Below are 12769 nucleotides of genomic sequence, written 5' to 3' on the forward strand. Positions count from 1 at the left end.
GCTATGTTTGTGCCGTGTTAGTGATACTTGGGCACATCGTCATTATTTTTCCCTTTCTGGCCTTCGATCACATAGAAGGGATATTCCTTGCGCTTCTTGGCTGCTGTCGGCTTGCGGCCTCCGGCCGCTTTGGCCATCGTTTTTGCGGAAGGTTTGATTTTTGGGGTCTTGGTGCCCCGACCAGGAGGGAATTTATACAACAGCAGCACGATGCCGAAGACGATGAGCGGGATGAGGAGCACGCTCAGCATCCTGTAATCCCCGCGGATAATGGAGACTGCCGTTCCCACAATGGCCAGCGCGATGAACCCCCAAAATACGAATGCCTGTTTGCTCATATTTATCTCATCCTTTCACAGGATCAAGAGACGGGCTGCTCAACCTTTCCTCTACAGGGGCTTTCTCCAGCTCGGCGTCAAGGGAAAGCATCCGTTGGAAAGAAGCGATGGAGACCTCCACTTGATCATTGTTCGGTTCTTTTGTCGTAAGAAGCTGAAGCCACAAACCCGGATAACCCAAGTAACGCAATACCGGGACTTCACGAAGCGAATTCGTCAGCTTGAGAAACTCGAAGGAGAGGCCCAGTACAACCGGGAGCAGGACGATGCGTTGCCCCATACGTTCCCATATATTTTCATAAGTGAACAAAGAATATACAATGACGCCGATGATGACGGTAAGCATGATAAAGCTGCTGCCGCACCGGTAATGAAGCCGGCTGAATTTCTGTACGTTCTCTGGCGTCAGCTCGACACCTGCCTCATAGGCGCTTATCACTTTATGCTCTGCTCCGTGATACTGGAACAGCCTCTTGATCATGGGGGTCTGGGAAATTCCCCACAGATAGGTGAGCAGCAGGATCAGCTTGATCACGCCTTCGGCCAGGTTATGCCCGATTTGACTGGTGAACAGACTGCCAAACAGAAAATCCTCTACAACGACAGGTACAAGCGTCAATACCAGTTTGCCGAACAGGAACGACAGAATTCCGATGGCGGCAACACCGATGATCATGCTCAGACTCCATTTGGAATCTTCCTTCTCTTGCTGCGCGGCCCGTTCTTCCGGGTCCATCTCATCTTCAGCGTAGGCGTCAGCCGAATAGTTCAGATGCTTCGTGCCTTTGGCACTGGCATCAATAATGCTGACAATTCCGCGCAGCAGCGGAACTCTGCGGAGCTTGCTGACCAGCGGACTGTCCCGGCGGGTCACCTCCAGAAAAGTTATGTCACCGTTCTTGCGGCGGACGGCCGTGACATTGACCCGCTTGCCGCCGAACATCACGCCTTCTATAACCGCCTGGCCACCATAACTGACGGGCTTGGATGCTTGAGACAACCGGTTCACCTTCCGTTTCCGGGAATATCATTTTGCCTATGTTCCCTGAATTAATTAATGTGTATACTGCAAAAAGTGTTGCAGGGCAGCCCTTCTGTCAGATTAAATTTGATCCCTTATATTGTATCGAATTTTGCAGACGATTGCTAGTTGTGACAGGTGACGACATTTCCTAATGAAGCTGCCGCGGATTGTACATACTAGAAACACAGATACGATTTTCTTAAGCCACAGAACGCGGAGGAGATTCGGTATGAGCTCGATAACAAAAAGAGATCGCAGTGCGCATCCGACGGGACAAGGGCTAACTTCACCGCTCCGGTTTTCTCTTCAGCTCGGCTTTTTTGCCGGATTAATCTGGGGATTGGTGCGCTGGCTTTTTTATATTCTGCACTTTACCGTCGTTCTTCCCGGTTTTCTTGCGGAGCCCTTTTTCAAGCATTCGTTCATGAAGAGCACTGTCGGACACTTGACAGGCCTGCTTTTTTTTATCGTGTTCTCCATGATTGCAACGTTCCTTTATACTGCTTTGCTGCGGAAGCTAAAAGGACCCTACCCTGGTCTCATTTTCGGTGCAGTATGGTGGACGGTGCTGTTTGTGTGGGCCGGACCGCGGCTGGGAATGTTCCCACCGGTTACAAAGCTTACATGGGATACCTTGGTTTCCGAATTTTGCGTTTTTTTGCTGTGGGGGCTTTTTATCGGTTATACGGTTGCGTTTGAATTTACGGATGAGCGGCTGCGTGAGCACGCAGTGTAAGCTGACAGGTGCAACTAAAAACTTCTCAAGCGGCCGCAGCTTGTGTTAAAATAGCATTTGGTGATTTCTTGAAGGTGAAAGAGAGGACTGGCCGATGGAGAGAGTATTGAAACTGCGTCAGGCAATGGAAGAGCGGAACTTGCGTGCCATGCTGGTCACAAGCTCTGTAAACCGCCGCTATTTGACAGGATTTACAGGCTCGGCCGGTTATGTGCTTATTACAGAAACAGGGGGCTTTTTCCTGACGGATTTCCGTTATATGACCCAGGCTTCCGAGCAAGCGAAGGGATTTACTGTAATAGAGCATGCTGCGCAGGTCATGGATACGGTGAAGGAGCTGCTCCAATCCGAACAAATTAGCGAGTTGGGCTTTGAGCAGGATCAAGTGACATTCGGGACCCATGGAACCTATGCAGGGCAGTTGGAGCCGGTTAAGCTTGTCCCGGTTTCCGGCATCATCGAGAAGCTTCGCATGATCAAGGATGAAGGCGAGATTGAAGTGATGCAGCGTGCGGCCGATTTGGCAGATGCAGCGTTCGCACACATTCTGCCGCTTATCAAACCAGGGGTTACGGAACGGGAGCTGGACCTTGAACTTGAATTTTTCATGCGCAAGCATGGGGCGGCATCTTCTTCGTTCGACACCATTGTTGCCTCGGGCGAACGCTCGGCCATGCCGCATGGTCGTGCAAGCGACAAAGTCATTCGGGAGAATGAGCTTATCACCTTTGATTTTGGTGCATTGCTGGATGGCTATTGCTCTGACCTGACCCGTACGGTAGCAACCGGCAATCTTCAGCCGCAATTAAAGGAAATCTATGATATTGTACTGGAGGCTCAGCTTCATACTCTGGAACATATCAAAGCAGGAATGACCGGACGCGAAGCCGATGCGCTCGCCCGGGATATCATCAGCAAGTATGGTTACGGCGATCAGTTCGGCCACAGCACCGGCCATGGTTTGGGGATGGAGGTTCATGAATCTCCGCGACTGTCCAAGCTGAGTGACGATGTGCTTGTGCCCGGGATGGTAGTTACGGTCGAGCCGGGAATTTACTTGCCTGGACTTGGCGGTGTGCGGATCGAGGATGATATTGTGATCACGGCTGACGGTATACGGGTTTTGACGAAATCGGCCAAGCAGTTTACGGTCGTTTAAAGCTGCATCTCTGTACGACTTTATTGCGTGCGGATTTATTTTACTGATCCTGTAGGAGGGGTTATTCTTTGATTAACGTTAACGATTTTAAAACAGGCCTGACCGTTGAGGTAGACGGCGATATCTTCACAGTTCTTGATTTTCAGCATGTTAAGCCTGGTAAAGGTGCGGCATTTGTACGTTCCAAGCTGAAAAACCTGCGCAATGGCAACACTGTAGAGCGTACCTTCCGTGCAGGCGAAACGATCGGGCGTGCCCAAATCGAGAACCGCGGCGTGTCCTATCTGTATGCCAGCAGCGATGAGCATACGTTTATGGATAACCAAACCTATGACCAGTTTACCCTGACCAGCAAGCAACTGGAATGGGAGCTGAACTTCCTGAAAGAAAACATGAATGTGAATATTATCAGCTACAACGGCGAGATTCTCGGCATTAACCTGCCAACAAGTGTTGAGCTGAAAGTGGCTGAAACCGAGCCAGGCATTAAAGGCAATACGGCTACAGGCGCTACAAAGAATGCCAAGATGGAAACCGGTCTGAATGTTCAGGTTCCATTGTTCATCAACCAGGATGATGTACTGTTGATCGACACACGTGACGGCAAGTACATGTCCCGCGCCTAATCCGGTAACCCTGGAGCCCCAAATCCTCTGCCCTTGTGGTGCAGGGGATTTTTTGCAATCACAAAAATATTGGAACAACAAAGTACTTCGTATTATACTGTATTAAAGTTGTGTCCGCTCATATGAGGCTTTATGGTGGGCAAAGCGACCTGATTGCGCTACATATGTTCAGTTTGAGGGAGTGAATAAGCTTGTCTTTGTATGTCATGAAGTTTGGAGGCAGTTCTGTAGGGGATACGGAGCGAATGAAGCGTGTTGCCAAGCGCATCGTTGAGAAGCAGGACGAAGGGCACCAGTGTGTGGTTGTCGTGTCTGCGATGGGAGATACGACAGATGATTTGATAGATCAGGCCAAGCTTCTGAATGATCAGCCGCCTGCCCGTGAGATGGATATGCTCATGACGACAGGTGAACAAATATCCATTGCCATGCTGTCCATGGCGATTCATCAGTTCGGCCGTTCCGCTGTTTCATTTACAGGCTGGCAGGCCGGATTTCTGACTGAGGCCGAGCATGGCAAAGCCAGAATTATCGACATTCGTCCGGATCGCGTGCTGAAGGCACTGGAAGAGCAAAAAATCGTGATTGTGGCTGGCTTCCAGGGCATATCGGAGGACGGTGAGATTACGACCCTTGGCAGAGGGGGCTCCGATACGACGGCTGTTGCTCTGGCCGCTGCGATCAAGGCGGATGCCTGCGAGATTTATACGGATGTGGACGGCGTTTATTCAACCGATCCGCGTATCGTCAAATGTGCGCGCAAGCTGAAGGAAATCTCTTATGATGAAATGCTGGAGCTTGCCAATCTCGGTGCGGCGGTGCTTCATCCCCGCGCTGTGGAGTATGCCAAGCATAACAATGTGCGGCTGATTGTACGATCCAGCTTTAATTATAATGAAGGAACGCTTGTGAAGGAGGAAGCAGTTATGGAGCAGGGTGTAGTTGTAAGCGGCATTGCATACGATAAAAATGTGGCCAGAATCAGCATTCTGGGGGTAGCGGATGTTCCCGGTGTGCTGGCGACGGTCTTCGGTGCGCTGGCGGAAGCTAAAATTGACGTCGATATTATCGTGCAAAGCGGAGTGCAAGACGGTAAGGCGGATTTCTCCTTTACGGTGGCTTTGTCGGATCAGCAGCGGGCGGTCAGCGTCCTGGAAGGAATTCGGGAGGTTATTCCTTACAGGGAGGTCAGCACTGAGGATGATCTGGTGAAGGTGTCTATTGTCGGCGCAGGCATGGTCAGCCATCCCGGTGTGGCGGCGCAAATGTTCGAAGTTCTGTCCAAGCTTGGCATCAGCATCAAGATGGTAAGCACATCGGAAATCAAGGTATCCTGTGTCATTGAAGCAGGCAAACTGCAGGACGTCGTCAAAGCGCTGCATACCGCATACAATCTGGACACGGAAGAGCAGGTGTTTGTCGGAGGGCCACAGGACCGCCGGTAAGCGGTCAAGACAGCTTGTCCGCAATCCACTGGGTCACTTTCAGCAAAAAAGCGGTAATTCCCGCCGCCATCAAAGGCCCGACAGGAATGCCGCGCAGAAATACAATGCCCAGAATAGAACCGAGTACAAGACCCACAATCATTTGTGGGTCTATTTTTAACATCGCAAGACCTTTCCCGTTCATGTAAGTGGCAATCGCCCCGCCTGCCAATGCCACAATGCCCGGCCAGGTCGTCAGCGTATTTGTAATGTCACGGAGATCTACTTTCTCCTGCGCAAAAGGCACGAGCACACCGATGGTCAGAAAAAGAAGGCCAAACTCCAGACCTCTGCGCTCCATGGAAGGCAGATATCTTTCCAGGTGAACAAGCTTCATGACAAGCAGCAGGCAGGCGGCGGTCGTAATAATGGGTGAACGGCCGATCAAGCCGACGACAATAAGGATGACAAGGATGATTTCTCCGTTCATAAAGCGGCGACACTCCAGTCCATATCTGTCATGTTATCAGTGTATGTCACCGTTTCTGAAGTTTAGAACAAGCTAGGAAGCGAACCTCGCTGCAGTGAGCGGGCGAATGATATGATCCTGGTCCAGCGCCGGCACGACGGAATACAGATCCACGCGTGTGCAGTATGCAATGTCTTGATCAAAGCCGAGCTGTCTCAGACGCTGGCTACCGCTGCAGTCCTGAATCAGTTGAACCAGCTCGGTCTTGATGTGACGGGAAGCAAATTGAAGCATCTTGCCGAAATCATTCAGCTCCAGATCTTCTCCGAGCGTTTTGTGAAGCTCCTCAATCATGCAGCCAGCGCATAATCCGTCTTCCAATGCAAACCGGTCCTTACTGCCTGCACAGATGATCATGGTGTTGCGGCCGATCGACTTTACCGCTTCGGCGCAGGCGCTTAAATTAAGGAATGAACCAGCGAGAATGCATGCGGCACGATGGGCCTTAAAAAAAGCGCGCGTCCCGTTGGAGGTTGTCAGCACAACCCGCTTCCCCCGTACGGCCTGGCAGGTATATTCTTCCGGCGAATTGCCTGCATCAAAGCCTGCTATTTTGCGGCAGTACCTTTCCCCGCCAAGCCACACATCCGGCTGTTTCCATTGTCTGGCCTGGGGGACCGTCTCGACAGGCACCACACAGTCTGCTCCATTCGCGAGTGCGGTGACGATGGTGCTGGTCGCCCGCAGCACATCGATCACCACCACACATTTGTTGGCTGCTTCTTCTGCTATAACCTCATTGACACTTCCGATAACATCAATGCGCATTCAGAGGCCCCCTCATGTCAATTAAGCTTGCCTTCCATATCAGCAGTCGGGTTCGCCACCCAGCAGGCGGTGTCTCCGCGCAGCCCCCTCCGCAGCGCCTCCAGCGCAGTCGCGTCCTGAAAGGAAATGTTGCCCAGGTGAACATTGGGGCCCAGCGTCTGCAGCAGAAAAACCTGCTGTTCTTTGCGGGGAGCTTCCCACATGACCTTGTCGGGTAAAGGCATGGACTGCAGAATGCTCCTGAAATCCTGCTCCTTCAAGCTTCCATCCTCGTTATAGACGCCTGCGCCACTTCCTGATTCCCGTCCTTCAATGATGACCAGTTCGGCTCCGAGCTCAAGATCGATGGTTGCCGTCTCCACAAAGTGTCCTATGGTCAGCGGCTGGCCACCCAGCTTTTTGCCATACTCCGTAATAACAGTGAATCCCATATCCTGTCCGCGCAGAATCAGTTCGGACCGCATCTTGCGTGTCATGGGAAAGCTGCCATCTGATATTTCCAGACCATTGAATCCGAGCTGCCGGAGCTGGGCCAGAAATTCGTTCTGCAAACCTAACGCCAAGGCAGTTTCCAAAAAGGTGCCCCCGGTCATTATGAGGATGCCCCGGCTTTTGGCATGGTCAATTTTGGACAGCAGAATATCGTCCGGAGTCAGGACCGCAGTGCCGAAGCCCAGTTTAATCATATCGATATAAGGTGCGGACATGTGCAGCAGGTCACTGAAAGCGCTGGGTCCGAGCCCTTTGTCCATAACCATGGTTTTTCCGGTGCCGCCGGCTGTGCCAGTTCTGCCTCCCGCAGGGTCCTGGAGTGCCGGATGCCAGCGGTCCGATTGAGCTTCTCTCATCGGTAAAGCCTCCTTGTAATTATATCCCTGTTTTTCATGGGTCAATATATGCCAGAGGATTGGGCCCGGTGCCTAATCGGCGAGAACTAATTTCTCACACTCTTGCATATTTATCTATTAGTGCGTGTTCAGTTTGCGGAGGGAGGGAGCGGTATTGGACAAGTTCGTAGCCGGGATGGGGATGATTCGCCTGTTGTCGGGCTGTCTGGAAATTGCTGCGGCGTTAATTATGCTGAGGTTGAATCAGGTTGAGAAGGCGCTGGTAGTCAACACAGGACTGGCTATGGTGGGGCCGCTGGTACTGCTTGCGACAACGACGATTGGTCTCGTGGGAATGGCGGACAAGCTATCATGGGACAAGCTGATATGGATCGGCTGCGGTGTCGCCTGCCTCATGTTTGGTATTTTGAAAAAATGATAGAAACGCGAGCGTCATATTCTACCGGTCCAAGCATAGACTTGTCATAAGATCAGACTGGATCATAACCACAACAGCGGAGGGGTCGTAATGGCAATGGATTGGTTGGATCTTTTTCCCGAACCGGTGAGAAGCATGCTCCGGAAACTTCCGCAGACCGTGTTCGACCGCCTCGAAGAAGTCCGGATCAGAGAGAATAGACCGCTGGAAATCAACGCTGGTGGCGATCATCACTTCCTGACCCGCGGTGGCAGAATGACACTGCAGCCTGGGGAAGCATACCGGCCGGACAAGGAGGATACGAGCCGTCTGCTTGATTTGATCAGCAACCACTCCCTGTACACGATGGAAGAAGAGCTGCGTAAAGGCTTCATTACCATTCCCGGGGGACACCGGATCGGACTAGCTGGCCGGGCGGTGCTGAGCGGCGGCAAGGTTGAGCATTTGCGGGACATCAGCGGATTCAATGTCAGAATTGCGCGTGCCGTCCCTGGCATAGCGGATCCGGTGCTCCCATATGTGCTTGACGAAAGGTCCGGCCGGGTGCTGCACACGCTGGTGCTGTCTCCGCCCCAGCATGGCAAAACGACGCTGCTGCGCGATTTGGCAAGACAGCTCAGCTCAGGGACGGGGGGCAGGCGTTATGCGCCCGGCGGGGTGAAGGTGTGCATTATCGATGAGCGCTCTGAAATTGCCGGCAGCTATAAGGGAGTTCCGGGCTTTGATGTCGGCCCCCGAACTGACGTCATGGACGCCTGCCCGAAGGCTGAAGGCATGATGATGATGATTCGTTCGATGTCACCCGAGGTCATCGTTGTGGATGAAATCGGTCGCAGCGAGGACGCAGAGGCGATCCAGGAGGCGCTCCATGCCGGCATCAGCGTCATCGCTTCCGCCCATGGCAGGGATTTGTCCGAACTGTCAAGGAGACCCGCGTTCCAGGCACTGGCAGGACAGGCGCTGTTTGAGCGGTACATTCTGCTTGAACGCAAGGGCTCGCATATCTCCTTTCGCGCGGCCGATGCCAAGCAGCGGATGCTGGCTTTAACCATCACGGGCAAAGGGGGGAGCAGCGGATGCTGAAGCTGATCGGCGCCATGATGATTCTGCTGGCGGCGACTGTGGGTGGATGGCTGAAGGCCAGGCAATTTGCAGACAGGCCGCGGCAGATCAGGGAACTGATCCTTGCGCTGCAGCGCCTTGCAACTGAAATCTCTTACGGTGTGACACCGCTGCCTGATGCCCTGTCCCAAACGGGCGAGCCTTTAAGAGAACCGCTCAGGACCATGTTCAAGCAGGCGGCGGCATCCATGCTGCCCCCGTCCGGCATGACGGCGAGAGAAAGCCTGCATGAGGCGATTGAAAGGGCCTGGCGGCACACGGCGATGAAGGCACCCGAGCAGGACACGATGATGCAGCTGGCATACAGTCTCGGGACAAGTGACCGTGCGGATCAGATGCGCCATATTGAGCTGGCAGCCCAGCAGCTAAAGCACGAAGAAGCGTCCGCACTGGCAGATCAGGCCAGATATGAAAAAATGAGCAGAAGCCTTGGCCTTCTGATCGGAGCACTGATCGTCATACTGATCTATTAGCGGGGTGCTTGCATGAATTTAGAAGTGAACGCGATCTTTCAAATTGCGGGGATCGGGATCATCATTGCCATGATTCACACTGTCCTGAAGCAAATGGGCAAGGAAGATATGGCGCATTGGGTCACTCTCATCGGTTTTGTTGTCGTTTTGTTTATGGTGGTTCGTCTGCTTGATAATCTCCTGCAGGAAATCAAATCGATTTTTCTGTTCCAGTAGGTGAGACATATGGAGATCATTCAGGTTGTTGGCTTCGGGTTGATCGCCACGGTGCTGATTCTGGTCGTGAAGGAGCAAAAGCCGCTGTTCGCTTTTCTCATTGCGGCAGGTGCCGGCATTCTGATCTTCCTGATGCTGATCGGAAAAATAGATTCGGTCGTCAGTATGCTGGAACGGCTGGCACGCTCCTCGGGAATGGACATGATCTATTTCAAAACCGTGCTCAAAATCATCGGCATCGCTTATATCGCCGAATTCGGAGCACAGATTGTCAGGGATGCCGGCCAGGAAAGTATTGCAACCAAAATAGAAATGGCGGGAAAGGTGCTGATCATGGTGCTGGCCCTGCCGATTATCGGCATCATCATTGAAACGATATTAAAGCTGATGCCTGCATAAAGGGTGAGCGCAATGAGCGTAATGCCGAGCCGGAAAAATGTATGGATTCTGCTGATTTGCTTCTGGTTCGCATCGGCGGGCATCATCCTGGCGGAAACTCCGGCGAATGATTGGATCAGGCAGCAGGCCGAGGAGCTTCCAAAGGATGAGGTGGAGCAGTACTGGGACGGGCTTATGAAGCAATACGGGGGCTTTTTTCCACAGCAGAAGATGCCCTCCTTCATGGATATGCTGCTGCCGGGCGGAGAAGGGTTCAGCATGCAGGGCGTCATGGCTGCGCTCGGGGGGTTTCTCTGGAATGAAATCCTCATTAACGCCAAGCTGCTCGTGACTATTGTCATGCTGAGCATTCTCAGTATGGTGATGGAAACGCTGCAGACGGCGTTCGAGAAAAACCAGGTGAGCAAAGTCGCCTATGCGCTGTGTTACATGGTCATTATCATCATTGCCATCAACAGCTTCAGTGTAGCGATCCAATATGCCAAAAACGCCATCGACAGCATGACCGATTTTATGCTGGCCATGCTGCCCCTGCTCTTCACACTGCTCGCCTCCATGGGCAATGTGGTGACTGTATCGGTTACACATCCGCTGATTGTATTCATGATTCATACGATCAGCACGATAATTCATACCGTCGTGTTTCCGCTGCTGTTTTTCTCGGCACTGCTGCATCTGGTCAGCTCCTTATCCGACAAATACAAGCTTACCCAACTGGCGGATCTGCTCCGCAACATTGCCGCAGGTCTGCTGGGAACGTTGCTTACCGTATTCCTCGGGGTAATCTCCGTACAGGGCTGGACCTCATCGGTGACCGACGGGATGACCCTGCGTTCCGCCAAGTTCGTCGCCAACAATTTTGTGCCGGTGGTAGGCCGGGCGCTCGCCGACGCTGCAGATACGGTGATTTCCGCGTCGCTGCTCGTCAAAAATGCGATTGGTTTGGCGGGAGTCATCATCATTTTGTTTTTGTGCGCCTTTCCGGCTTTGAAAATACTGACGCTGGCACTGATCTACAATGTGACCGCAGCCATCATGCAGCCCCTTGGCGATACACCCATTGTCAGTTGCCTGCAGGCGGTCGGGAAAAGCATGCTGTTTGTGTTCGGAGCGGTGGCCGCCGTGGGGCTGATGTCTTTCTTGGCGATCACCATCATGCTGGCTGCTGGAAATATGACCATTATGATGAGGTGAGGAAAATGTATGCAGGGAAAAGCCGCAAGCCTGGAAGAGGAGCGCTGAAGCTCAAGCCGGGAAAGGTTATGGCGGAAGGAAAAGGGGAAAACGGTCATGTCGTGGTTAGGCGAATGGTTAAGGCATCTGGTCATGATTGTGCTGCTGGCCGCGTTCGTAGATTTAATTCTGCCCAGCCGCTCCATGGAGAGGTACGTGCGGCTTGTCCTGAGCCTGCTGATTCTGCTCACTTTGATCTCCCCGATCGCACAGCTGCTCCGCGGCAATCCGGCTGCTGAACTGCGCCAGGCTTTCCTGGCCCAGGAACGGACTGAAAGCGGGCAGCAGCAGAGTCTTGAACGAATCCTGGCCCAGGGACAGCAAATGCAGAGGAAGCAGGAGCAGACTGCGATGCAATATGCAGCAGGCGAGGTATCACGGCAGATGAAGGGACAGATCGAACAGGAGACAGGGGAAAGAGTGCAGGTGGTGGAGGTTGCGTTTGCGCAGGATAAGCAGGCGGCAGGCGAAATGAGCACGGGCACAAGCATTGCCTCGGTCAAAGTAAAACTGGCCGGTCCAATTGCAGCTGACGATCCGGGGAAACCCGCGAATGGGGAAGAGGCAGTTGAAAGCATTGAGCCTGTCACCGTCCAGACCGTCCCGGAGACGGAAATCGAAGTCCGGATCGGGCAGGATGTGGAAGCAACAGGCGGAGAGGCAGCAGTTCCGCAAACGAAGCAGGCAGGGGCAGACGGGAAAGCGGAGGAGATTGCAGAGCTGATTCATCAGGAATGGGGAATCGGCAGGGATAAGATTCAGGTGCTGATCCCGGAGGACGCAGTATGACCATGTTATGGGAGGTGATGAGGACTTGGGGAAATGGAAGGAAATATGGGAGCGCTGGATCGGCGGGGGGCCAGGTGGGCAGAAGCGCTTCAACACGTTCCGCTGGCTGCTGATCCTGGGGCTGGTCGGGGTCGCGATCATGCTGTTCAATTCCTTCGTGAATGTCAGGGAAATCGATCCCGAAAATGTCGGGCGCGAGCCGCCGGCGGGAGACACCAGCCCGGTGCTGGAACCAGCTGCGGAGGAGGCCGGTTCCTTCGATCAGGTTGAGAAGACATTTGAGGATAATATGAAGACGATGCTGGAGCAAATTGTCGGTGTAGGCGCGGTAGATGTCATGGTAACAGTGGATTCAACCGAGGAGATTGTAGTGCAGCGCAACACGAAGGACACCCAGGAGGAGACGGAGGAGACGGACGCCAGCGGCGGCAAGCGTCATACAACCCAGTTTACCCGGGATGGTGAAATCGTGACTTATGAGAACAGCGGAGGAAATACACCGATTATAACGAAGAAAATCAAGCCGAAGGTCAGAGGCGTTCTTGTTGTCGCCAAGGGGGCGGAGAATCAGGTGGTCAAACAGCTGATCACGGATGCGGTGCAAAAAGGGCTCAACGTCCCTTCCTCTCGCATCTCGGTCGTCCCGCGCAAGCAGCAGTAATTACAA

17 protein-coding genes are annotated in these 12769 nt (G+C 53.1%); 12 read left to right on the forward strand and 5 right to left on the reverse strand.

Annotation, left to right across the window (positions count from 1 at the left end; translation table 11 throughout):
- Positions 1 to 17: 17 nt before the first annotated feature.
- Both ACE5LO_RS03785 and ACE5LO_RS03790 read right to left on the reverse strand, forming a co-directional pair.
- The gene (locus tag ACE5LO_RS03785) at positions 18 to 338 is read right to left on the reverse strand and encodes a hypothetical protein (RefSeq protein WP_375518724.1); all 321 of its coding nucleotides are present in this window, start codon (positions 336 to 338) and stop codon (positions 18 to 20) included.
- A 7-nt stretch (positions 339 to 345) separates the two neighbouring features.
- Entirely contained in the window at positions 346 to 1338 is a 993-nt protein-coding gene (locus ACE5LO_RS03790) for a DUF1385 domain-containing protein (protein WP_375518725.1), read from the reverse strand.
- 253 nt (positions 1339 to 1591) lie between these two features.
- Here ACE5LO_RS03790 and ACE5LO_RS03795 point away from each other — a divergent pair, with 253 nt between their 5' ends.
- The 4 genes from ACE5LO_RS03795 (at position 1592) to ACE5LO_RS03810 (ending at position 5328) form a co-directional block, all read left to right on the forward strand.
- Positions 1592 to 2098, forward strand: coding sequence for a YqhR family membrane protein (locus tag ACE5LO_RS03795; RefSeq protein ID WP_375518726.1), 507 nt, complete (start codon positions 1592 to 1594; stop codon positions 2096 to 2098).
- A 94-nt stretch (positions 2099 to 2192) separates the two neighbouring features.
- The gene (locus ACE5LO_RS03800; RefSeq protein ID WP_375518727.1) at positions 2193 to 3257 is read left to right on the forward strand and encodes a M24 family metallopeptidase; all 1065 of its coding nucleotides are present in this window, start codon (positions 2193 to 2195) and stop codon (positions 3255 to 3257) included.
- 68 nt (positions 3258 to 3325) lie between these two features.
- Entirely contained in the window at positions 3326 to 3883 is a 558-nt protein-coding gene (gene efp / locus ACE5LO_RS03805; RefSeq protein WP_375356582.1) for an elongation factor P, read from the forward strand.
- A 191-nt stretch (positions 3884 to 4074) separates the two neighbouring features.
- Positions 4075 to 5328, forward strand: coding sequence for an aspartate kinase (locus ACE5LO_RS03810; RefSeq protein WP_375518728.1), 1254 nt, complete (start codon positions 4075 to 4077; stop codon positions 5326 to 5328).
- Between the two features lie 4 nt (positions 5329 to 5332).
- Here the strand turns inward: ACE5LO_RS03810 and ACE5LO_RS03815 are convergent, their stop codons facing one another.
- The 3 genes from ACE5LO_RS03815 to comA form a co-directional block, all read right to left on the reverse strand.
- Positions 5333 to 5797, reverse strand: coding sequence for a DUF441 domain-containing protein (locus ACE5LO_RS03815; protein WP_375518729.1), 465 nt, complete (start codon positions 5795 to 5797; stop codon positions 5333 to 5335).
- Between the two features lie 72 nt (positions 5798 to 5869).
- Complete coding sequence (locus ACE5LO_RS03820; protein ID WP_375518730.1) at positions 5870 to 6604, reverse strand: 2-phosphosulfolactate phosphatase; 735 nt, start codon at positions 6602 to 6604, stop codon at positions 5870 to 5872.
- 17 nt (positions 6605 to 6621) lie between these two features.
- Complete coding sequence (comA, locus tag ACE5LO_RS03825) at positions 6622 to 7452, reverse strand: phosphosulfolactate synthase (protein ID WP_375518731.1); 831 nt, start codon at positions 7450 to 7452, stop codon at positions 6622 to 6624.
- A gap of 154 nt (positions 7453 to 7606) precedes the next feature.
- On the opposite strand from comA, the gene ACE5LO_RS03830 reads away from it, so the two are divergent.
- The 8 genes from ACE5LO_RS03830 to spoIIIAG all read left to right on the forward strand — a co-directional run bounded on the left by ACE5LO_RS03830 (position 7607) and on the right by spoIIIAG (position 12763).
- Complete coding sequence (locus tag ACE5LO_RS03830; RefSeq protein WP_375356577.1) at positions 7607 to 7870, forward strand: YqhV family protein; 264 nt, start codon at positions 7607 to 7609, stop codon at positions 7868 to 7870.
- 96 nt (positions 7871 to 7966) lie between these two features.
- Positions 7967 to 8953, forward strand: a complete 987-nt coding sequence (gene spoIIIAA / locus ACE5LO_RS03835; protein WP_375518790.1) for a stage III sporulation protein AA — start codon at positions 7967 to 7969, stop codon at positions 8951 to 8953.
- Positions 8947 to 9465 carry a stage III sporulation protein SpoIIIAB gene (gene spoIIIAB, locus ACE5LO_RS03840; protein ID WP_375518732.1) on the forward strand — a complete coding sequence of 173 codons (519 nt, stop codon included), beginning with the start codon at positions 8947 to 8949 and terminating at the stop codon, positions 9463 to 9465. The genes spoIIIAA and spoIIIAB overlap by 7 nt, the downstream gene beginning before the upstream one ends.
- A 12-nt stretch (positions 9466 to 9477) precedes the next feature.
- The gene (gene spoIIIAC, locus ACE5LO_RS03845) at positions 9478 to 9681 is read left to right on the forward strand and encodes a stage III sporulation protein AC (protein ID WP_375356573.1); all 204 of its coding nucleotides are present in this window, start codon (positions 9478 to 9480) and stop codon (positions 9679 to 9681) included.
- 9 nt (positions 9682 to 9690) lie between these two features.
- Positions 9691 to 10080 (forward strand): stage III sporulation protein AD, encoded by a 390-nt coding sequence (spoIIIAD, locus tag ACE5LO_RS03850; RefSeq protein WP_375518733.1) that lies wholly within the window; start codon positions 9691 to 9693, stop codon positions 10078 to 10080.
- A 12-nt stretch (positions 10081 to 10092) separates the two neighbouring features.
- Entirely contained in the window at positions 10093 to 11274 is a 1182-nt protein-coding gene (gene spoIIIAE, locus ACE5LO_RS03855; RefSeq protein WP_375518734.1) for a stage III sporulation protein AE, read from the forward strand.
- Positions 11275 to 11370: 96 nt separating this feature from the next.
- On the forward strand, positions 11371 to 12102 hold the full coding sequence (spoIIIAF, locus tag ACE5LO_RS03860) for a stage III sporulation protein AF (RefSeq protein ID WP_375518735.1): 732 nt from the start codon (positions 11371 to 11373) through the stop codon (positions 12100 to 12102).
- Positions 12103 to 12127: 25 nt separating this feature from the next.
- A complete protein-coding gene (spoIIIAG, locus tag ACE5LO_RS03865) occupies positions 12128 to 12763 on the forward strand; it encodes a stage III sporulation protein AG (RefSeq protein WP_375518736.1) in 636 nt (211 codons plus the stop codon).
- The last annotated feature ends 6 nt before the right edge of the window (positions 12764 to 12769 follow it).

The organism is Paenibacillus medicaginis (assembly GCF_042138635.1).
In the GTDB taxonomy this organism is placed as follows: Bacteria; Bacillota; Bacilli; order Paenibacillales; family Paenibacillaceae; genus Paenibacillus; species Paenibacillus medicaginis.

Coding starts and splice junctions, on each gene's coding strand:
- comA (WP_375518731.1), bottom strand. CDS start 7,452: ATGAGAGAAGCTCAATCGGACCGCTGGCATCCGGCACTCCAGGACCCT.
- spoIIIAB (WP_375518732.1), top strand. CDS start 8,947: ATGCTGAAGCTGATCGGCGCCATGATGATTCTGCTGGCGGCGACTGTG.
- spoIIIAD (WP_375518733.1), top strand. CDS start 9,691: ATGGAGATCATTCAGGTTGTTGGCTTCGGGTTGATCGCCACGGTGCTG.
- ACE5LO_RS03820 (WP_375518730.1), bottom strand. CDS start 6,604: ATGCGCATTGATGTTATCGGAAGTGTCAATGAGGTTATAGCAGAAGAA.
- ACE5LO_RS03815 (WP_375518729.1), bottom strand. CDS start 5,797: ATGAACGGAGAAATCATCCTTGTCATCCTTATTGTCGTCGGCTTGATC.
- spoIIIAA (WP_375518790.1), top strand. CDS start 7,967: ATGGATTGGTTGGATCTTTTTCCCGAACCGGTGAGAAGCATGCTCCGG.
- ACE5LO_RS03800 (WP_375518727.1), top strand. CDS start 2,193: ATGGAGAGAGTATTGAAACTGCGTCAGGCAATGGAAGAGCGGAACTTG.
- spoIIIAF (WP_375518735.1), top strand. CDS start 11,371: ATGTCGTGGTTAGGCGAATGGTTAAGGCATCTGGTCATGATTGTGCTG.
- spoIIIAC (WP_375356573.1), top strand. CDS start 9,478: ATGAATTTAGAAGTGAACGCGATCTTTCAAATTGCGGGGATCGGGATC.
- ACE5LO_RS03785 (WP_375518724.1), bottom strand. CDS start 338: ATGAGCAAACAGGCATTCGTATTTTGGGGGTTCATCGCGCTGGCCATT.
- ACE5LO_RS03795 (WP_375518726.1), top strand. CDS start 1,592: ATGAGCTCGATAACAAAAAGAGATCGCAGTGCGCATCCGACGGGACAA.
- spoIIIAE (WP_375518734.1), top strand. CDS start 10,093: ATGAGCGTAATGCCGAGCCGGAAAAATGTATGGATTCTGCTGATTTGC.